The organism is Pandoraea sputorum (assembly GCF_000814845.2).
Lineage (GTDB): Bacteria > Pseudomonadota > Gammaproteobacteria > Burkholderiales > Burkholderiaceae > Pandoraea > Pandoraea sputorum.
Genome location: NZ_CP010431.2, coordinates 4672482 through 4691193, shown reverse-complemented (window position 1 = coordinate 4691193; position 18712 = coordinate 4672482). Strand labels below are relative to the sequence as shown.

The following is an 18712-nucleotide window of genomic DNA, read 5'->3' as shown; positions in this document are numbered from 1 at the left end:
TGTTGTGAAACGTGCTGCCTATTGTAGACCCGTTGCCGGGGCGTCATGTACCCCCAGTTTGGGGCCAGTATGTGACGGTTCGTAACGAGGGTTGACGCTGGCTGCCGTCTGCCTCCATCGCCTTGTGTCATAAGCCTCGGCGGCCCGTCAGACGATGCCTACATCAACCATCCGGTGAGGCCGAGCAAGCTGCCTGTGGCGATGAGCCACAGCGGATTCCAGCGGGTGCGCAGGGTGATGACGACCGCGACGAGCGTCATAAGTCCGCGCGCCACGTTGATATCGACTTCCCGGGCGAGCAGTGCGCTACTGGCGGCGAGCAGGCCGACGGTGATCGGCGCGAGGCCGGCGCGTACGGCGCGGACCCAGGGCGAGTGTTCGTGACGGTCCACCCATCCGCCGACCAGATAAGCGAGGAGCGAGCTTGGGGCGCATTTGGCGAGCGTGGCGGTGAATGCGCCGGGCAGTCCGGCGGCTTGCAGGCCGATCAGGGTGACGGCCATGCCATTGGGGCCGGGCGCGGCCTGTGCGAGCGAGAAGAAGGTGACGAACTGGGCGTCGGTAATCCAGTGCCGGGTGTCGACGGCGTAGCGATGGATATCGGCGAGCGTGACGTTGGTGCCACCGACGGCGAGCAGCGACCATAGCGAGCCATGCAGGAACAGATCGATGAGCGTTGTCATGATGCTCAGGGCGTAGCGTCGCCTTGATGACGTTGCCGGTCGCGCTTGTCTAGCCGCTCGAGTCGATAGGCGCTCAGGATTGCGCAGGGGCCGAGCACGCCGAGGACCAGTAACAGAGGAAGTCCGAAAACGAAACTGCCGAGGAAGGTCGCGGCGGCGAACGCGAGTGTCGTCCAGTGGCGCTTTAGTCCGGCGAGCAGGCGGACCGAAGTCGCGATCACGAGACCCGTTGCTGCGGGCATCAGGCCGGAGAGCACGTGTTGGACGAGTGGCGTCTGCCCCCACCTGGCGTAGGCGAAGCCGATCAGGATGATGACGATGGTTGGGCAGAAGTAGAGCCCCGCGACGGCGGCGGCGGCGCCTCGGGGGCCGCGAAAGCGACGACCGAGGACGGTGGCGATATTAGCGACGTTGGGGCCGGGCAGGAGTTGCGCGAGCGGGAGCAATTCGGCGAATTCCCTGTCGGTGAGCCAGCGGCGCTGGTCGACGACCATCCGGCGCGCCCACGGCAGGACACCGCCGAAGCCTGTCGCGCCGACGGTGCCGAAGGCGAGCGCAAGGTCCCAGCAGGTGGGGCGTTTGGTGGGGTTGGGGGTGGTGGGGCCGGGGGCTGACGACGCTGGGTGTGAGACGTCGGAGGGCGGGGAAGCGTGGGATGTCACGATTGTCCGGTGCCGGGGGAGTGGGGGTGGCCTTGAAGGGGGCCATGGAGTTCGTGTTCGAGGCGCACGACTTCCTGAGCGACGAGTGCGATGGCGTTACGGATTTCCATGAGCGCGGTGTAGAGGGCTTGCGCGTTCTGGGGGGAATGCATGGCGACGTCGCGGGCGGCGGTTTCGATGGCGTCGAGCGACAGGGCGATGCGGTCGAGATTCTCCAGCATGGGGCGATCTCCGTTGACGCGCACAGTGAGTGCATACCCCCATGATACCCAACTGACGTATCTCGGTGGGGGATGTTAGAATGCGTGCCCTTGCCGGGGTGATGAAATTGGTAAACATAGCGGACTTAAAATCCGCCGCCTTCGGGCTTGCCGGTTCAAGTCCGGTCCCCGGTACCACCATGGCTTCGAGCCACATCAAGCCAGATGCAGTATTCCCTATTTTTTCAGGGGATTGTGTCAGACGTTCCGTTCCAGGAGCCGTGCGATAACGTAGTCAAAAGTAGCCCAAGAAAGCTATTTTTGCTTCTCGGTGCACCAGATTTGCACCGAAATTTGCACCCAAAAGTTTGCGAATTCTCAACTGTCTGAAGCCAGATGGAACTTCTAACGCCCCTCGTCCCGAAATGGGTCGTTAGGCTGCTTTCGAAGGTATTCGATGGCGAGCCGTTCAGCATTCAAAGTCCTTTGCCCTATGAGCAGGCGCTTGCTCAACTGCAAATGCTCACCGAACGGCGTCCTGACAAAAATTTCCTGATGGGCTCTGTGAGTACCGACACTGTCGAGTTGCGCATCTCGCATGTCTTCATGCGAGGAAATGGTACGCGGCTCAGGGGGCGCTTACTGATAAGTGGCGAGGGATCGTTACTTGTTGGATCGTTTATGTCTTCAGGTTATAGCCGCTTCATTACCGCAATAGCCTTGGTAATGGTGAGCGTCATGTTGTTCTGTGGGCTGTTCGGTGGCCTCTATCCAGCTATTGCACAAGCATCTAGTTTGCTCAATGCACTGACAGTCACCGGATTCCTGCTGGTATGGGAAGCTGGCGTGTGTCTAATGGGTTGGCTCGTACTATGGAATGGCGCACCAGCCCGCAAAGATGTTTTAGTGATCTCGACAGCTATCCGGCATGCGTTGCAGGAACGCGGGGCATAGTTAACACAGAAATCTTCTGGTTGAATCGGAATTCCCCGAAGAGCACGAGGCTATCCGGCTGGTGAAAAGTCAACGGTTTAGGAAAACTCATGAAGCCCGCTATCCGCCTCGAATATCTACATCATCAGTGTCAGCGCCTCATCTACGAGGACGAGTTCGGGATTGTCGAGGGCGTGGTCGAATATGGTGTGGACGGGGGGCTGTTGCTTTGGGAAAGCGATTTTCATTGTTCTGCCGAACGCCGTGCACGCCTAATAGCTGAGACTGAGGAATACATGGCGGCCCAAGGAGGGCGATGTGCGGTCCTCCGGGGCAAGTCGCGCATCTGAGGCAGCTTCCAAATTCCGCTTCGGGTCGGAAATCGACTGTCGCGAGTGACGGCGAGCGGCCAGAAGCGCTCGTTCGACATCGCCGGCCGGATCCCCGACAATACAGATTCGACACATTTCGGAGGAGTTTCGATCAATGAGTTCGGCTTGCCCGTTCCAGGCGATCACAGACCGCTCTTCGCTGGAAGGTACTGCCTATGTCGAAGTCATGGCAGGCGCTTACACAAATCGATGCTGGAACAATGGTTCATTGTTCTTCGAGGAAGAGGTGTTTGGATATATTGAACCGACGATCGAGAAATACAAGTCAAGTTACGATCATTACGCTTTCACGCAAATCAGCATGCCTGACTGGGAAAAGATTATCAAAGCCCTCGCGGAGATCCGAAGTGAGTTGGAAGACGAGACGTTCAGACCGACCATGCTGGAGCGGATCGGCTTCCTCTTCATCGATTCAAAAGCAAGATTTACTGAGAATCTAAACACTAATTGTGTCGCCCTAGGCGCGATGATTTCGCAGATTGAGACGTGGACCAGTGACAATCAGTGCGGGCACGACTGTGTCACGATTCTCGGCCTGTAGTTCCCATGCAGATCGTTAACCGTCACCGCGTTCATTCATTCGACGCATAACAAAGGAGTGGCTACGGTCCCCCGCATCCGTAGGTAGTCGGCCATCAGAGACCACCAATTTCCCTCGGTGAAAACGCTCGCATCTGTGCACCAAACGTGCACCGATTAACGATATCTTATTGATCAAATTGGTTATAAGGCTCTGGTCCCCGGCACGCCTACTCCATTTTTGATGCAGTTCGAAGGGATTTTTTTTGAAAGGCTGAAGTCGGCCACGAGCGGTCCTTGGTGCGCTGAGGTCGACTGACCGGTCGAGACTGGTTACGGACATCCGATGCCACTTGCGCTTGCGGCCGCTTTCCGACCCCAAGCAGAAGTAGAGCTCATGGGATTTCGCTTGCTCGTCGCTTAGGTCGGGATGGTGCCCTGAGCGGAAGTAGAGGCTTCGGTGAAAGCAGACAAAGGGCAAGAAGGTCGCGCCTACCTCGCGGCCTCCCGCGGGCGAGAAGTTGGGTGTCGATCTCACCGAACCAAAGTTGAAGGTTTCCTTCCGCCACGGCGGGTCTAGGCGAGGCCCCGCGTTCGCAGGGCGCCTCGTGTGCGGCTAGCCCCTACTTGGGCACACCAAGCAGTGTCTCCAGGGCGATCGCTCCAGCCATGGCTTCGTAGCCCGCATCGCCGGGATGCAGGTGGTCGCCGGAGTCGAACCTCGCTTGCATGCGGGCCGGCCGTGCCGGGTCACGCAGCACGCGGTCGAAGTCCACCACCGCGTCGAAGCTGCCGCTGTTGCGAATCCAATCATTCAGCGACTTGCGCAACACCTCCTTGCTGGCACTGTAGTGGCCTTCCAGGGGGGTGCCCTTCAAAGCGTCCTCGAACGGGGTCACTGTGGCGCCGATCACACGGATACCGCGCAGATGGGCCTGCTCGATCAATTGCAACAGCCCCTGGCTGAGCGTCTCGACCGTCGGCGCTGCTTCATTGGGCGCAAACGGGCCTCCGGGCCATCCGATGTCGTTGGTGCCCAGCAAGACGACCACCGCCTGCACACCCGGTTGCCCCAGCACGTCGCGCTCCAGGCGGGCCAAGGCGCTTTCACCCATGCCGCCACCCAGCAGTCGGTTGCCTGAGATACCCGCATTGAGCACGGTCACGCCCTCGGGCGCCAGTCGCCGCGCCAAGAAGTCGGGCCAGCGCCGGTCCGCGCCTGGCGTCGCGCCGTTGCCGTCGGTGATCGAATCGCCAAGCGCCACCACTGTCACGGGCTTGCGAATTGAGTCCACCATTACCGCACTCAAAAAGGCGCGTGCGTCCAGCGACTCGCCGGTCGCACCGGCCTTGCCGATCGCATCACCGGGAAGCAGCAGCGTACGGTCTCGCGCATCCCAGTGAAAGCCAGCAAGGCGTGTACTTTCAGGCAGGTAGATGTCCACCTGCAGCCGCGTGCCATCGGTCGCACGCAGGTCGATGGGGTCGCTGAGCGCCTGTGCGCCCGCCGCAACCATGATGCCCTGCTTGCCCTGGAATCTGACGGGCGCCGCGTCGGCGCTCCCCTCTACTGCCACGTGCACACGGCCAACCCGCAGCGGTTGCTGGCCGTAGGCATTGCTGATCACGAGCCGGACGCGTTCGCCGCCCACTGCGAGGCGAAGCGATTGGCGCAACGTCACGTCGCGCATGTCGGCAGGCATTCGCAACGGCAACACGAAGTCCTGGCTCCAGGTGGGTTCCGGAGGGGCGATCCAACTGGTGGTCCATTGCCCTGCCCGAGCGATCGAGTCGGCCTCTGGCTTGGTTGAGAGCGGCATGGGCTGCACGGCACCAGCCCATGCCACCGCGCCTGCCAAAGCCAAGCCAAGTGCCAGTTTGATGAATTTTTCCTGCATTTGGAGAACCTCTTTTGTTGAAAGTGATGCGACTTTCGAGCATTCCCAATTGCACCGGAAGGATGCAAAATGGAATGCGCAGACAACGAAATTGGAATGATCGATGGACAGACTGCGCGCCATTGCCGCCTTTGTGCGAGCCGTTGACCTCGGCGGTCTTTCTGCTGCCGCTCGCGAACTGCACACCACCCAGCCCACAGTGAGCAAACTTGTTGCAGCCTTGGAGCATCAGTTGGGCGTTCGCCTGTTGGAGCGCAGCAGCAGCCGGACTACGCCGACCGACGAAGGCTTGCGCTTTCTGTCCAGCGCGCGACAACTTCTCGCGGACTACGATGAAGCTGTGGCCGACTTGGGCCAACGTATCCGAGAGCCTAGGGGACTGGTACGTATCTCCGCACCGGTGGCCCTGGGCGTCCTGCACCTCAACAAGCTGATGCTTCAGGCTCTGGATGCGCATCCCCAGTTGCAGATTGAACTTCTGCTGGAAGACCGTTTCGTCGACCCGGTGGAAGAGCGCATCGACCTGGCCGTGCGCATCGGCGGAGCATTGCCACCTGATTTGGTGGCGCAGCCCGTGGCGGTCTGGCCACGCTACGTGGTCGCTTCTGCGAGCTACCTCGAGCGCAACGGCCACCCGAGACGGCCCGCAGAACTCTTAAAGCACGGTTTTCTTCGTTACACCGGGCCCGATGGCGCTGTAGTGTTGAGCGCAAAAGACGGCAGCACCACCTCGGTGGACGTGCCGACGCGATACCGCGTCAACAGTGCGATTGCGCTGTTGGAGGCGGTTCGCGCAGGTGCAGGCCTCACTCTGCAACCGAGCTGGATGGTCGATGCGCTGATCCGGCGAGGAGAATTGGTTCGACTGCTTCCGCAGTGGACAGGCCCGGCGCAGACCGCACATCTCATCCATGCGCCGCGTCGCCGGCAGGCCATGCGGGTCCAGGTGATGATGGATCTGCTGCTGGCCAGCATGCCCGCGCTCTAGCCCTTGGTGCTCCGAGTTGCGCTACTGAGAAGGCTGCTTTCGGGCAACTGCGCGCGTGCCCGCGGTTGGCCGACACACGTCGTCGAAGTTCCGTTTCGGCCTAGTTGGCGCTTCGGCGGTAAAACGCCAGCGAGCCGGCCAAAGCCAACAATGCGGCGCCGCACGAGCGGTCCAGCCAAAGGACTGCCTTCTGACGCAGCAGCCTCACGGCGCGCGCTCCGATGACCGCGTAGCCAAGCATGACCGCGAAATCCAACCCGGCGGTGAAAAAGCTCTTCAACGAATACGACGAGATGGTCGGCTCCAAGGCCAAGACTTCCATTGAGAAGCGGGCGAACTGGCCGAGCGCATTTGTATGGAGTTGAGCGTACATGCGCAGATCGAGGAAGAGATCTTCTACCCGGCTGGGCGCTCCGCCATCAAGGAGCAGGACCTGCTGGACGAAGCGACTGTGGAGCACACCGGCGCCAAGGACCTCATCGCGCAGATTCGCGCGAGCGACGACGTTAACGACATGTTTGACGCGAAGGTTAAGGTGCTGGGCGAGTACATCGACCATCACGTCAAAGAGGGGGGCAACGAGATGTTCCCCAAGGCTCGCGCATCGAAGCTCGACCTGATTGAAATGCGCGACACGCTCCAAGCTCGGAAGGAAGAGTTGATGGCCGAGGTGATGGCCTAGCTGTCGCTGCAATAGTCTTTCGCGGGTTGGACCGCTAGCTCGTCGGCGATCGGGAGCGGAAGCGTAAGTCTGGGTTGCAGCGAATGCCGACGTAGAGGCCAGGACGGCTTGATGCGGGAGCCCTTCCGTCGCGCTACGCGCCGGAGACGTCTGCAAAGGGCCGGACTCCAGGCGCTCGCATCCCGCCTGAGGAAGGGCGGCTTTCGCTGCGGACCTGCCGCCCGGCGGCCGAGACTGATGGGCGGTAAAGGGTCGGAAACGGACGTTCCTGGATGGCTGTAAGCGGCCAGTTAGAGACACTGGGACGTGCAGCGCCAGATTGTTGACGACTCCGCCTGTCTCCTGACAGATTTCGGAGCGCCGTGCCAACGGAACTCCCGAAAAGGGTATTTCAATAATGCAGGCAAGACTCCCGACCGCTCGCTTTACCAAGGGAGCATTGCGATAACGCTGGGCATGATAACGAAGTAGACCTATTCAGTGAGTGCGAATTTTTTCGACCCGTTCAAGCGCGTGCGAAACGAAGGGCAAAGCAACCAAAACGCAACGCCGCCGAGCAGCGTTAGGTACTTAGCCATGAAGCCATACGGTATAAATCCATGCGGTCTCGGTGCCGGCATATATCTTGACAGGAACGTGCTCGTTACGCTGCTCGCTAGTAGCACGCTCCCCATCGCGACACAAGACACTATCAATGCAATGCCTGCGCTCTGTCGGCGGTTTGATCTGAAAGCTAGCACGGTGCCTGCGATCAACAACATTGCACTCGGCACGAGTAGATGCCACGGATGTCCGTGAGGGATAAGGCGCCAAACCCATGATGTAGAGGACATCGCGGCAAGCCAGGCCCAAAGGTGTAATGTGCAAGCCAGTGCCATGCAAGTAACAGAAGCGATGTGGCGTACGTTCAACCGTGGGGTAGGGCGAGACCCATCGTGCAGGCCTGCGCTGCTCTTTCTATATAGCAACCAGATTGCGAGCAAATACACCGGTAAATTGACGACCGCCATGATCCAGTAGGACAGTAACGTCACCATAAGCATCCACACCACGGCCGTCCATACGAAAAGCGGTCGCCCCCACTGTTTTCGCCAAGCGAGCCCGAAGCTCGCAACCAATAGCCCCAACAACGCAATTGGTGTGACGGTTTGCAACCACAAGGCTCGCCACGGCGTGAGGTGAATGATCACCGCCGCGTCGCTACGGTTGACAATCCAAAAAACGAAAGTCTGAATGAGTTGCGTAGCCGCGATCAGCATGGTGCTGAATGCGATGACCACTATCGTCGATCTGTTTCGAGATGTCAGGTTAGAGATTGGAGCAGCCGGTGTGTCCTGTCGAATATCGTTCATGGAGCAGTTAGCGATTTTTCACGTTCGTGTTAGTGAGCATCGGCACGATATTAAGCGCAACAATGCCCTTTCATGTGACATGGCGTGTACATCCGCTTGCGGTAAGCAATAGTGCCCGAAAGTGGCCAGAATGGACGCCAGTGACCGGCCGCAATCGGCCAGAAGCGGACAGTCGATGTAAACACCAGAGTTTTTTATTCTCGTTCACGTTGACTAACGTATCGCACAAATGTCGGTCAGGAGCGGCCGCACCATTCGTGGAACCGTTCGAATACCCGAAAACCAGCGTAATCGAGTTTGCGCTTGTACAGCCAACGGTAATAGCAATCCCAATAACTGATCATCCTATCGTACGTGCGTTTCGTGAAAACCGGATTTTCCCGGAAAAACGCTTCATAAACGCATTGATCCATGGATTGCAATTGCGCTTCAATCTCGGCGAGAATTTCAATTACATACTCGCCACAGAGTTTCACGATGAACGGGGCAATCCAAGGCTCGGCTGAATTGACCAGCCTTCCGATATGGCGCTGGCGCACATGTCCGTCAAGGTGCCTCGTTAGTACGCATGCATAGATAGCCGCTTGAGCCGAGTTCATCCGAGCGAATAGAGTGTCATCGCATTCGTGGTGAATGCGATACGGGATATTGAGTAATTCGCGTCGAACAACGACAGCTGCCCCGGGGTGATCTGTAGTGCTAGGTCGAATCAAATCCGTCACGACGGTCACGTCGGAACGCAGCGCTTTGGGAAAGGCAGCCAGCAAAGGACTGCTTTGAAATCCGCTATTTGCTTGCTGGGCGTTTTCCATAGGGTTCCGATGTCAACCAAAATGAAGCAATGTTCTCATGTGAAGACCGACAGTCGGTGGTTCCAGTGAACGTCCGCTTTGGGCTTCCGCGAATGTCCCCTCCGAGTCGGAAACGGACGCCTGAACGCGCTAAGACTAACGTGTAGGAAAAATGGTCAAGCTATTGCAAATTCTTCTGCTGTCAGTTGCATCCGGCGCTTCCTGCGCACAAGTGTCGGTTCGCTCGATCCTTGGCGCAAGCCGAGACGACGCAACAAGCCGTCTCAGTTCCAGAGGATATGAAATACATCCGTACGGTGAGGACCCGTCAAGCTACAAAGCGATATTTCGCGACCGTTCGAAGGAATACATGGATGGCAACTTCACGGTGTGCAAGGGGCGGGTAGTATCTGCGGCTGTTGGCCTTGATCCCGACGCAGAGTATCCGATCCAGATGGCTTCGTTGATTGCCGAGTATGGCCAACCAAATGTAAAGGTGGAGACGGCGCATCTGAAAGGTGGTGACGCGACCTACATTGACTTCCGTTGGAGCGTCGGCACCGAGAAGATCGCACTATCAGACACACCTCCTTCACGGTTTTGGGCGGCCACGTCGCCGCATAGGACCGTTGTGTTGAGTCTCCACGACAATGCACAAACTTGCTTTTTCTCATTGCCCGATGTCGGGGAAGACGTCGATGAAAAAGAAAACTGACAATGCGCGACGATGCTCGCGGTGTTCTGTTCAATGCCTCGTGTGGGATTGAATGGCGGCCGACTTGAGGTGTCCTCATTGCCTGGTAGGGCATAGAGCGACATCCGTGGGCGCCTTGAATCGCTACCTGGCGATTCGTTTGACGCCTACTCGAAGGTTGACGAAATGCTCGGAGCACATCTGGTGCGAGACTTTCAATATCTCATCTACAAGCGACACGACCACCGGCCATGGGAAATACCACGGAGCAATGGGAATGACAGCATACACTTGGCAGTGTCATGCCTGTAGGGCAAGCAATATTGTCGGCATCGCATCGTGCTCAGCCTGCGGTTGCCCCGCGAGGGCGACTGTGAAGGACATTGAGAGTTTCCGTTCAATGCCTTCGCCTACTGCGGCGCAGCTATCCAAGCCCGATGGGCGAAACGAGCAACGGGATTTCAAGCGCCGCAAGCGGAAATTGGTGATCTCACTGGTCTTGATATTGACGGCCGTTCTGCTTGGACTGGGCTTGCGCGTCCACGTTGGGTATTTCGCTGACGATAGGGCGGCCGCTCTGCGCGCGGAGGCTTTGTTGATTCAGCGTTTTAATGCGAGGCAATTTGACTCTATCTATGACGATGCAGCCCAGGCGATGCGCGATTCCGTTCCACGCAAGACTGCGGTGGATGCGATGGCGGCGACTATGGACGCTTTTGGGACGATTGTGGAGGATAGGGAAGGAGTCGCCACCTGCTTCCCAAATCAAGTGCGAATGGTCCGCTGGCTGAAGTCATCAAAAGGCATTGAATTGACGCAGATGAGCACTTGGAGCACGCCAGGTGGCGACGCTAAATTGTTGATGATCCATATCTCACAAGGGCGGGCTGCTGTAGATCCAACAATAGTTGAACGCCACCGCTGCAGCTCGCGGTGAGTTCAGTCGAGAGTTAGGGCAACGCATAGGAAAAATCAGAGAAAGCAATGGCACAAACGTACGGTAGTCAGATTTTTGGACCGATGTATGACGTCGTTGGGTGGTTGGCGGCGGTCGGGCTCTTCATCTATTTTGGCCTCGGCGCTCAAGGGATGACGCTCGAACAACGCGCGAAAGTGCCTCGGTGGCTGCTTAACAAAAAGATCTGCTTTTCAATGGCAGCCATATCGGCTGTTTTTGCGATTGGCAAGTTCGCGCACTGGCTATGACATGGAAAAGGCGCCGGGGTGGCCGACGGACAGTGGATTGCCGATGAGTTGCGACGTGGATGCGGCCGGGGCATGCCGTTGTGCATTTTGAAGTTCATCAAGACCTGGATTCGTAAATGACTGTGTCCGAACGAGCAATGTATTGGGAGTCGGTAGCGGCAGTGGATTTCCCGTGTCCCGATCTCGAATTTCAGTTCAATACACGCGATGAACTTAAAGTCGTGATGCGCTTTTCTCTTCTAAATACTGGCAACGCACCGCGAAAGCCAGACTTGGAGCTTTGCTTTTCTGGTGTCATAGGACTCAAATGGATAGAGGAGTTCCACGGCTCTGTCATTCAGTCATCGGTGCGACCCAGGCCCAAGTGCCAAGAGAGCGCATGGAGTCAATGGGTCCTCCCGGCAGTCATTATCGAAAATTCTGCGTGGCTATCGCAGTATATGAACTTGCCTGGCACTGAGAATCGTCAGCACTTTTCGATTGTGTGCATGAACGATCTGCTAGACGTTCTTGCTTTGCCCGATGTTCGAGTGAAGTGGATCGAAGCCGAGTAAAACGACAGTGTGCGAAGGACGGGTATGTGGCGTTTTATGCTGCCGCTCCGAGTCGGAATCCGCCATCCACGATGACATGATTCCCCTCCACGTGCTTTCGCGAGGCAAGCCTGAATCCGTGATAATCAAGCGTTATTGCCAGACATTGGGCCTGAAATGTTGATCGTCTTTGCTGGACGTCCCGGTACAGGGAAAACGACCGTTGCAAGGGAACTCGCGGGTGCGATTGCTGCGGTTTATATCCGTATCGATACGCTTGAGCAGGCGTTTATCGGCTCGGTGGATGGCGGGGTGGATATCGGCCCCGCTGGCTACATGGCCGGGTACGCGGTGGCCAAAGACAACCTTAGTTCCGGTCTGACGGTGATTGCCGACGCCGTCAACGCATTCCAATTGACTCGGGACGCGTGGCGAACATTGGCGACGGAAATGGGGGTAGGTATTCTGGAAGTCGAACTGATTTGTTCCGACACGTCGCTGCACCGAAAGCGTGTAGAAGAACGGCAGGCCGACATTCCCGGCCACAAGTTGCCGACGTGGAAGCGCGTCATCGAGCGCCAGTACGATCCGTGGGATCTCGACCATCTTGTCATCGACACCGCCCGCGTGTCCGTCAGTCAGGCGGTGGATAAAATTGTCAATTGCCTGAAGACCGCCGAAAGACAAAATCTGCCGCAATCGTCGTGAACTGTTTTCGTTCAGTTTTCAAAGCCCGGGCGTTGCACGATGTGTGCGACTCACCCGGGCTTCGTTGCGTTTAAATCTGCTGCTGACCACCGTCGACAAACAATTCCGCACCGTTCACGAAGCTGGCATCGTCAGACGCGAGGAACAGGGCGGCGCTGGCGATTTCCGTCGCTTCGCCGAGGCGCGCGAGTGGGATCTGTGCGGCAAGGTAATCGGCCAGCCCCTGACGTTGCGCAGCGTCGTCGCCTGCGAGATCGAGCAGGCCGGGGGTGCGGGTCGCGCCCGGGCTGATCGTGTTCACGCGGATGCGGCGCGACTTCAGGTCAAGAATCCAGCTACGGGCAAACGCGCGCACCGCTGCCTTTGACGCCGAGTACACACTGAACGCCGCGGTACCCGAGCTGCCAGCCGTCGATCCCGTCAGGATCACCGACGCACCGTCTGCCAGCAGCGGCAGCGCCTTCTGCACCGTGAACAGCACGGCCTTCACGTTACGGTCGAACGTCTCGTCGTAGTGCGCCTCGGTGATGTCGCCGAGCGCGAGCATCGAGCCGCCGCCAGCATTCGCAAACAACACGTCGAGACGGCCGTGGGCTTCGCCGATTTGCTTGTACAGCGAATCGAGTTCGTCCAGCTTCGTCGAGTCGACGCGCAGACCGGTGGCCTTGCCACCGACTTCGCGGATCGATGCGACCGCCGCATCGAGCTCGGCCTCACGGCGGCCCGTCAGATAGACGTGCGCGCCTTCGGCAGCAAAGCGTTGTGCCGTAGCCAGGCCGATGCCGCTGGTTGCGCCGGTGACGAGTGCGATCTTGTTGTCAAGTTTGCGTGCCATGGTGTTGCTCCTTCGTTCGATTCAGTGTGTTGGTTGAGCCGGTGTCCGGCGTTCGCAGCGCGTTGTCGGTTGCGATGTGATGAGAATATCGACGCGCCTGTGTTTTCGAAATAGAATCAATTGCAAATCAACGTTGCAAATTTGAAATGATGAGGAACCGTGTCGAAACTGCCTGATTTCGAAGGGCTTGCGATGTTCGCCAAAGTCGCCGAGGAGGGGTCTTTCGCGGCGGCGGCGCGCGAGATGGGGGTGTCGGTCGCCACCGTGTCGCGCGGGGTCGCCCGTCTGGAGGACCGTTTGGGCGCGCGGCTGCTCAATCGCACGTCGCGTCAACTCGCGCTGACCGAGTTCGGCAGGACGTTGTGCGAGAAAGCTGGCGAGATCTACCGGCAGGCTGAAGCCGCCGAGGGCGCAGCCCGTGAGATGTCGGTGCAGCCTCGCGGGCTGGTACGAGTGGCTGTGCCGATGTCGTTCGGGCTGCGCTGGGTCGCGCCGTTGCTGCCAGAGTTCTTCCGGCGCTATCCGGATGTCCAGGTCGACCTGCATCTGGCCGATTCGACCGTCGATCTGGTGGCGGATGGATTCGATGCGGCGCTGCGCATTGCCGCGCTGCCGGATTCGTCGCTAGTCGCGCGACGTCTGTGCGCAGTGACGCAATTCGTCGTCGCGTCGCCCGCCTATCTGGCGCGCGAAGGCCGTCCGGCGCATCCGCGCGAGTTGGTGGATCGGCCCTGCATGTCGTACGCCTATCGTGCGCGCAGCGACGTCTGGCGCTTTACCAACGATGCGGGAGATGAAGAACTGGTGACGCCGGTCGGGCCGCTTCGCGTGACCAATTCCGATGCGCTGCTGCCGATGCTGCTCGAAGGACTCGCCATCTCCGAGTTGCCGGAGTTCATCGCCGCCGAATATCTGAGCGATGGGCGGCTCGAAGCGATTCTCACCGGTTGGTCGTTGACGAAAGGGGGGCTGTACTTCGTCACGCCATCGGCACGCGCGAGGCCCGCGAAGGTCAGCGCATTGTCGGACTACTTTGCCGAGCATCTGAGTGAACCGACGTGGCGCTGGCCACGCGGTTGAATTCGTTCCGGTAGGCGCGTTCAGGATTTTCGCGATCTGCATTAATACATGACTGGCGTGATCTCGAACGGTCGTTGACGACGAAGTCTTCGCCTCAGGATTAAAATCCTCTCATCTGGACGCGAGGTCTGCCATGTCGCACTCACCGAACGACGCTCATGATCATGGGCATCACCACGGGCACGCTCACTCACATAGCCACGCCGGGCACAGTCATGCCGGTCATACCCATACCAGTGGCGTCACCGATCAGAAGCGGATTGGGATTGCGTTCGTCATCATCGCCATCTTCATGGTCGTCGAGGTCGTCGGCGGGATGTTGTCCGGCTCGCTCGCGCTGCTGGCCGACGCCGGGCACATGGTCAGCGACGCCGCCGCGCTTGCCTTCAGTTGGATCGCGATTCACTACGGAAAACGTCCCGCGACGTTGCAACTGACCTACGGGTACAAGCGTCTCGAAGTCCTCGCCGCATTCGTGAACGGCTGCGCGCTTATTGTCATCGCGGCGTGGATCGTCATCGAAGCGATTCGACGGTTTGCCGCGCCGGTGCCGGTCGTCGGCATGACGATGCTGATCGTCGCGTTCGCCGGGCTGCTCGCCAATATTGCTGCCTTCATGGTCCTGCACGGAGGCAATCGGGAAAATCTCAACATGCGCGGCGCATGGCTGCACGTGATGGGCGATATGCTGGGATCCGCTGCCGCCATCGTCGCGGCCGGTGTGATTCTTCTGACGGGATGGACGCCTATCGACCCGCTGCTGTCGATCTTCGTCGCCGTGATCATCCTGAAAAGCGCGTGGGGCATCGTAAAGTCCTCCGCGCATATCCTGCTCGAGGGCACACCCCACTCGCTTAATCCGACAGAGATCAAAGCCGATCTGGAGAAGACCGTGATGGAGGTGCAGGACGTGCATCACATTCACACGTGGTCCATCACCGGCGAGCGCCACATGATCACGCTGCACGCCGTGCCCGCACCCGGCGTAAGCGCACGTGACGCCATGACCGCCGTGCAGCAGCGTCTCGCGACACGCTTTAACGTCGAACACGCCACGATCCAGATCGAAGACGCGGAATGTGCCGACAGCCATAGCGGTGCCGATTGCGACGGTGCATCAGCCCTGGCGCCGGCCAAGTCCGCACACGAGGATCACGGCCACTCGCACTGATCGGAACAATGCAATGCAGGCCCGAGCGCGCTTTACGCGCTCTGCGCTGCGGGCGGGCCTGCACGACCGTCCGCCATCTCGGTCACGGCTGTTACCACTTGTACGTCACACCGACTTTCACGATCGGGTAGAACTTGAGTTTGTCGGCCTTGTCCTGAAGCTGCTGACGCTGATCGTCGACGGTGGCTTGCCCGACAATCGCCGTGATGAGCGGCGGGACGTCGAGTTCTACGGTCGGCTTGCCGTAGGCGACACCCGCGTCGAACGACATCGACCAGCCCGGCGTGGCTAGTGGGCTGTGACCAAAGCCGATGCCGACATACGGTCGCACAGTCGGCAACTTGATGCGCCCGTTCACCGATTGACCCGCGGTCGAATACGCGACACCTCGATAGACGTACGTGCTTTGCACTGCATGGCCGACGAGATCGACATGGTCGTTGCCGACCAGCATCCCTGCCGTCAGACGAAAAGGAAGCGTCGCAGGTGCGGGGAAAAAGTCGGCGTAGACGCCCCCGTGGACGAAACGCGCCTTGCCGTCGTAGCGAACCTGACCCGCCGTGAAGCTATGCGATAGCGCAAGACCGTTCACATCGGCGCGCACCCCGAGGTGATTCGTCACACCGACACCGGCACCCACGCCGAGACCTTCCGTACCTACCGCGCCATACACCTCGATGGCTTGCGCGTGCGATATGCATGCGAGCATCGCCACGGCAAAAGCCATTGCCTTGCAATTCATGTTGCTGAACTTTCAAAATGGGTGAGAGGGACGTCGAGGAGGCGGTGTTTATCGGCGACCGTCGTCCGACGGTGCAACACATTGACGTGCCTGCGATGATCGATGGACAGACTTCACTACTTCCCCGGCGTGATCTTGCGCCCCTGTTGCAGGTGACGTTCTGATTTTGTGGCGCGATCCTAGCACGCGGTCCGTGACAGTCTGATTGGCTGTGAGGATACGTTGTCGGGCTACAACATGGCCGTCAGAGACCGCATCGGACGTCGAGGGCGACGGGTTTCCCCAACACCCGACGCGGGCCAACCTTTTTCGCTTTGCTCTGCTTTACTCCCGTCTTGCGAGAAATGAAGCCGACAAGACCGATGTCGCCCGGTTCTATCCGATCTGACGCCAGCCCAAGGACGGTTGCGCTGGCGTTGGCGTCGCGGTGTAAAGACCCGCCTACTGAAGAAACTCGGTAATGGCCGTCATCGTCGCTTCCGGCTGCTCCTCCATCAGCCAATGCCCGGCATTCGGGATAACCGCGCCTTTGACGTTGGTCGCCGCCGCGCTCGCGACCGTCGCCATCATCGTGGCAAAAGACTTCTCGCCGCCGATGGCCAGCACTGGCATGGGGAGCGGTCCTTTGGCAAGGAAGGCCTTGTTGTCGATGGCGTCCTGATCGAAGGCGTGGAATTGCTCGAAACCGGAGTGCATCGCGCCGGGCAGCGCGTAGAAGCGCGTGTAATGCCGGCGCGACGCTTCATCGAAATGCTTCGGATCTGCCGAAAACTCGTTCCAGAAGCGGTCGAGGTAAATGCGTTCGCGCCCCTTCACGAGACGCTCCATATCCGGGCCACCAAAGCGGAAGTGCCAAAGCAGCGGATTCTTCAGGATCTCTTCCCACGGCCCGACACCGGGAATCGGTGCGTCCATCAGCACCAGTTTCGTCACCCGGTCGGGCTGTTCGGCGGCAAAGGCATACGCCACCATATTGCCGATGTCGTGTGCGACGACATCCACTTTGCCGATCTTGAGCGTATCCAGAACGCCCGCGATATCACGCGCTTCGTTCTTCTTGTCGTAACCGTTCGCCGGATGATCGGACAGGCCCATGCCACGAAGATCAGGTACGACGACGGTGTGGGTCTTGGCCAACCGCGCAGCCAGCGGTGCCCACATGTCGCCCGTTTCGCCGTATCCATGTAGCAGCACGACCGCCGGTCCGTGCCCGCCGACGCGCACGTAGATCTTCGCGCCGTTGGTGGCGATGGCCTGCTGTTTGAATTCAGGGGGGAACGAGAATTTGTCGGCGAACGCCGGCAAGGCATGGAGGGACGCAAGCAACAACACAAACGAAAGCAACTTTCGCATGTCTGACTCCCGTGGATGGATCGGATCGATCTGCTGCAGGTGCGGGTGGTGCCAGTAGTGCCGGTAGTGCCGGTAGTGCCGATGATGCGGATGGCGCGGATATTCTCATACTTTGTATGGATTGTGCGAAGTCCGCGCGGACAGTGGGTTGCCACGGGGTTTCTTTTCCAATGGATGGAATAAGTCACAGTCCTGCGGCGTTATGTGAGTGAGACGACGCTCGCAAGCGCGCGCTCGATCCCCCCAAACGAACTGGAAATGACTATGTCCAACACGCTCCTGTCACGCCGTCAGATGCTCGCCAGCGGTTCGCTCGGCGGTGCCGCACTCGTCATGTCGAACCTTGGTTTTGCTGCGACGTCTTCGCAAAAGAGCGCCAAGCCGCAAGGCACGACGCTCGAGTCGCGTGACGAGGCGGCGCTGCTTGCCTATCTGGGCGCGTCGCCGCAATCGCTGCCGAATCTGCCCTACGCGCAGGACGCGCTGGAGCCCGTGATCTCGGCACGCACCGTCGGCATTCACTACGGCAAGCATCATCAGGCGTACTTCACGAATCTGCACAAGTTGCTCGCCGACACGCCGCTCGCAAGCGCAACGCTCGAACAACTCATCCTGAAGTCGCACGGCCGCGAGGATATGGAGGACGTTTTCAACAACGCCGCGCAAGCCTGGAATCACAACTTCTACTGGAAGTCGCTCAGTCCCGTGCAAACGTCGCCGGACGAGCGTCTCTCCCGCGCCATCGTCGGCAAGTTCGGTTCGTTGGAGGCGCTGTCGAAGCAATTGATGTCCGTCAGCGCGTCGCAATTCGGTAGTGGCTGGGGATGGCTCGTCGTCGACAAGGGCGAACTGGCTGTCGTGAAGACGGGGAACGCCGAAACGCCATTCACGCGCAGCGGACAGTTGCCGCTGCTCACCGTCGACGTCTGGGAGCATGCGTACTACCTCGACTACCAGAATCGCCGTCCCGACTATCTGGCGGAGACGATTGCGAAGAAGCTGAACTGGACATTCGCGTCGGCCAACTACGCGCGGATTTGAGATCGGTTTTCAACTGCGCGCGAATCATCTGTCGCAAATAAAGAGAGCCCTGTCGTGTCAGGGCTTTCTCCATTTGCGGCGGGTAACTTAGTGGAGGAACGGTCCGATGCTGGAGAGCAGACCGCAGACGTAGTTATAGCCTTCGATGAGCAGAGGGACGATCGGCATGGTGATGCTCCTTACGGTGGTTTTCAGAGGCTGATTCGGAAACGTTCGGTGAGACGGCTTATTGCCAGAAGGGCGCGGTCG

Annotated in this window: 19 protein-coding genes, 1 tRNA gene and 2 pseudogenes; 13 read left to right on the top strand and 9 right to left on the bottom strand. The window is 59.1% G+C overall.

What is annotated here, in order from left to right; translation table 11 throughout:
* Positions 1-158: 158 nt before the first annotated feature.
* From NA29_RS20655 to NA29_RS20645, 3 genes are read right to left on the bottom strand one after another with little or no spacing between them, the layout of a single operon-like run.
* On the bottom strand, positions 159-683 hold the full coding sequence (locus tag NA29_RS20655; RefSeq protein WP_224786972.1) for a chromate transporter: 525 nt from the start codon (positions 681-683) through the stop codon (positions 159-161).
* 5 nt (positions 684-688) lie between these two features.
* Positions 689-1345 carry a chromate transporter gene (locus NA29_RS20650; protein ID WP_084103988.1) on the bottom strand — a complete coding sequence of 219 codons (657 nt, stop codon included), beginning with the start codon at positions 1343-1345 and terminating at the stop codon, positions 689-691.
* Positions 1342-1566 (bottom strand): hypothetical protein, encoded by a 225-nt coding sequence (locus tag NA29_RS20645; RefSeq protein WP_039401128.1) that lies wholly within the window; start codon positions 1564-1566, stop codon positions 1342-1344. Before NA29_RS20645 ends, NA29_RS20650 begins: the two co-directional genes overlap by 4 nt.
* A gap of 92 nt (positions 1567-1658) precedes the next feature.
* On the opposite strand from NA29_RS20645, the gene NA29_RS20640 reads away from it, so the two are divergent.
* From NA29_RS20640 to NA29_RS20625, 4 genes are all read left to right on the top strand, one after another.
* Positions 1659-1743: transfer RNA gene (locus NA29_RS20640), tRNA-Leu, on the top strand.
* Positions 1744-1941: 198 nt separating this feature from the next.
* Complete coding sequence (locus NA29_RS20635) at positions 1942-2499, top strand: hypothetical protein (protein ID WP_039401126.1); 558 nt, start codon at positions 1942-1944, stop codon at positions 2497-2499.
* Positions 2500-2588: 89 nt separating this feature from the next.
* Positions 2589-2828 carry a hypothetical protein gene (locus tag NA29_RS20630; protein WP_039401123.1) on the top strand — a complete coding sequence of 80 codons (240 nt, stop codon included), beginning with the start codon at positions 2589-2591 and terminating at the stop codon, positions 2826-2828.
* Between the two features lie 136 nt (positions 2829-2964).
* The gene (locus tag NA29_RS20625; protein ID WP_039401120.1) at positions 2965-3411 is read left to right on the top strand and encodes a hypothetical protein; all 447 of its coding nucleotides are present in this window, start codon (positions 2965-2967) and stop codon (positions 3409-3411) included.
* Positions 3412-4012: 601 nt separating this feature from the next.
* Here the strand turns inward: NA29_RS20625 and NA29_RS20620 are convergent.
* On the bottom strand, positions 4013-5410 hold the full coding sequence (locus NA29_RS20620; RefSeq protein WP_224786971.1) for an SGNH/GDSL hydrolase family protein: 1398 nt from the start codon (positions 5408-5410) through the stop codon (positions 4013-4015).
* On the opposite strand from NA29_RS20620, the gene NA29_RS20615 reads away from it, so the two are divergent.
* Positions 5391-6275, top strand: coding sequence for a LysR family transcriptional regulator (locus tag NA29_RS20615; protein WP_039401115.1), 885 nt, complete (start codon positions 5391-5393; stop codon positions 6273-6275). The two genes, NA29_RS20620 and NA29_RS20615, sit on opposite strands and share 20 nt — an antisense overlap.
* A gap of 100 nt (positions 6276-6375) precedes the next feature.
* Here the strand turns inward: NA29_RS20615 and NA29_RS20610 are convergent.
* Positions 6376-6537, bottom strand: a pseudogene (locus NA29_RS20610) (LysE family translocator); the annotation flags it as partial.
* Between NA29_RS20610 and NA29_RS20605 the strand changes: the two are divergent.
* Positions 6515-6957: pseudogene (locus tag NA29_RS20605) on the top strand (hemerythrin domain-containing protein). The pseudogenes NA29_RS20610 and NA29_RS20605 sit on opposite strands and share 23 nt — an antisense overlap.
* A 1588-nt stretch (positions 6958-8545) precedes the next feature.
* Here NA29_RS20605 and NA29_RS20595 read toward each other — a convergent pair.
* Positions 8546-9121: a hypothetical protein gene (locus NA29_RS20595; protein ID WP_039401110.1), complete on the bottom strand. Its 576-nt coding sequence runs from the start codon at positions 9119-9121 to the stop codon at positions 8546-8548.
* A 151-nt stretch (positions 9122-9272) separates the two neighbouring features.
* Here NA29_RS20595 and NA29_RS25855 point away from each other — a divergent pair, with 151 nt between their 5' ends.
* The 4 genes from NA29_RS25855 (at position 9273) to NA29_RS20570 (ending at position 12241) form a co-directional block, all read left to right on the top strand.
* Positions 9273-9815 (top strand): hypothetical protein, encoded by a 543-nt coding sequence (locus NA29_RS25855; RefSeq protein WP_150777716.1) that lies wholly within the window; start codon positions 9273-9275, stop codon positions 9813-9815.
* Positions 9816-10167: 352 nt separating this feature from the next.
* Positions 10168-10731: a hypothetical protein gene (locus NA29_RS26115; RefSeq protein ID WP_174555917.1), complete on the top strand. Its 564-nt coding sequence runs from the start codon at positions 10168-10170 to the stop codon at positions 10729-10731.
* A gap of 47 nt (positions 10732-10778) precedes the next feature.
* Positions 10779-11000, top strand: coding sequence for a hypothetical protein (locus NA29_RS20580; RefSeq protein ID WP_039401106.1), 222 nt, complete (start codon positions 10779-10781; stop codon positions 10998-11000).
* A gap of 710 nt (positions 11001-11710) precedes the next feature.
* Positions 11711-12241, top strand: a complete 531-nt coding sequence (locus NA29_RS20570) for a P-loop nucleotide/nucleoside kinase family protein (RefSeq protein ID WP_039401101.1) — start codon at positions 11711-11713, stop codon at positions 12239-12241.
* A gap of 70 nt (positions 12242-12311) precedes the next feature.
* On the opposite strand, the gene NA29_RS20565 is transcribed toward NA29_RS20570, so the two are convergent.
* A complete protein-coding gene (locus NA29_RS20565) occupies positions 12312-13076 on the bottom strand; it encodes an SDR family NAD(P)-dependent oxidoreductase (protein ID WP_039401098.1) in 765 nt (254 codons plus the stop codon).
* Positions 13077-13235: 159 nt separating this feature from the next.
* Here NA29_RS20565 and NA29_RS20560 point away from each other — a divergent pair, with 159 nt between their 5' ends.
* Entirely contained in the window at positions 13236-14156 is a 921-nt protein-coding gene (locus NA29_RS20560) for a LysR family transcriptional regulator (protein ID WP_039401095.1), read from the top strand.
* 133 nt (positions 14157-14289) lie between these two features.
* Positions 14290-15327, top strand: coding sequence for a cation diffusion facilitator family transporter (locus tag NA29_RS20555; protein ID WP_084103987.1), 1038 nt, complete (start codon positions 14290-14292; stop codon positions 15325-15327).
* A gap of 91 nt (positions 15328-15418) precedes the next feature.
* On the opposite strand, the gene NA29_RS20550 is transcribed toward NA29_RS20555, so the two are convergent.
* Together NA29_RS20550 and NA29_RS20545 are read right to left on the bottom strand one after the other, a co-directional pair.
* A complete protein-coding gene (locus tag NA29_RS20550) occupies positions 15419-16054 on the bottom strand; it encodes a hypothetical protein (RefSeq protein ID WP_039401093.1) in 636 nt (211 codons plus the stop codon).
* Positions 16055-16510: 456 nt separating this feature from the next.
* Positions 16511-17422, bottom strand: a complete 912-nt coding sequence (locus NA29_RS20545; RefSeq protein ID WP_039401091.1) for an alpha/beta fold hydrolase — start codon at positions 17420-17422, stop codon at positions 16511-16513.
* Between the two features lie 420 nt (positions 17423-17842).
* Between NA29_RS20545 and NA29_RS20540 the strand changes: the two genes are divergently transcribed.
* On the top strand, positions 17843-18463 hold the full coding sequence (locus tag NA29_RS20540; protein ID WP_371328979.1) for a superoxide dismutase: 621 nt from the start codon (positions 17843-17845) through the stop codon (positions 18461-18463).
* The last annotated feature ends 249 nt before the right edge of the window (positions 18464-18712 follow it).

Bases quoted from the DNA above. Each gene is read 5' to 3' on its own strand.
- NA29_RS20595 (WP_039401110.1), bottom strand. From the start codon at position 9,121: ATGGAAAACGCCCAGCAAGCAAATAGCGGATTTCAAAGCAGTCCTTTG.
- NA29_RS20555 (WP_084103987.1), top strand. From the start codon at position 14,290: ATGTCGCACTCACCGAACGACGCTCATGATCATGGGCATCACCACGGG.
- NA29_RS20570 (WP_039401101.1), top strand. From the start codon at position 11,711: ATGTTGATCGTCTTTGCTGGACGTCCCGGTACAGGGAAAACGACCGTT.
- NA29_RS25855 (WP_150777716.1), top strand. From the start codon at position 9,273: ATGGTCAAGCTATTGCAAATTCTTCTGCTGTCAGTTGCATCCGGCGCT.
- NA29_RS20635 (WP_039401126.1), top strand. From the start codon at position 1,942: ATGGAACTTCTAACGCCCCTCGTCCCGAAATGGGTCGTTAGGCTGCTT.
- NA29_RS20565 (WP_039401098.1), bottom strand. From the start codon at position 13,076: ATGGCACGCAAACTTGACAACAAGATCGCACTCGTCACCGGCGCAACC.
- NA29_RS20620 (WP_224786971.1), bottom strand. From the start codon at position 5,410: ATGGCGCGCAGTCTGTCCATCGATCATTCCAATTTCGTTGTCTGCGCA.
- NA29_RS20550 (WP_039401093.1), bottom strand. From the start codon at position 16,054: ATGGCTTTTGCCGTGGCGATGCTCGCATGCATATCGCACGCGCAAGCC.
- NA29_RS20645 (WP_039401128.1), bottom strand. From the start codon at position 1,566: ATGCTGGAGAATCTCGACCGCATCGCCCTGTCGCTCGACGCCATCGAA.
- NA29_RS20625 (WP_039401120.1), top strand. From the start codon at position 2,965: ATGAGTTCGGCTTGCCCGTTCCAGGCGATCACAGACCGCTCTTCGCTG.
- NA29_RS20545 (WP_039401091.1), bottom strand. From the start codon at position 17,422: ATGCGAAAGTTGCTTTCGTTTGTGTTGTTGCTTGCGTCCCTCCATGCC.
- NA29_RS20615 (WP_039401115.1), top strand. From the start codon at position 5,391: ATGGACAGACTGCGCGCCATTGCCGCCTTTGTGCGAGCCGTTGACCTC.
- NA29_RS20580 (WP_039401106.1), top strand. From the start codon at position 10,779: ATGGCACAAACGTACGGTAGTCAGATTTTTGGACCGATGTATGACGTC.
- NA29_RS20655 (WP_224786972.1), bottom strand. From the start codon at position 683: ATGACAACGCTCATCGATCTGTTCCTGCATGGCTCGCTATGGTCGCTG.
- NA29_RS20630 (WP_039401123.1), top strand. From the start codon at position 2,589: ATGAAGCCCGCTATCCGCCTCGAATATCTACATCATCAGTGTCAGCGC.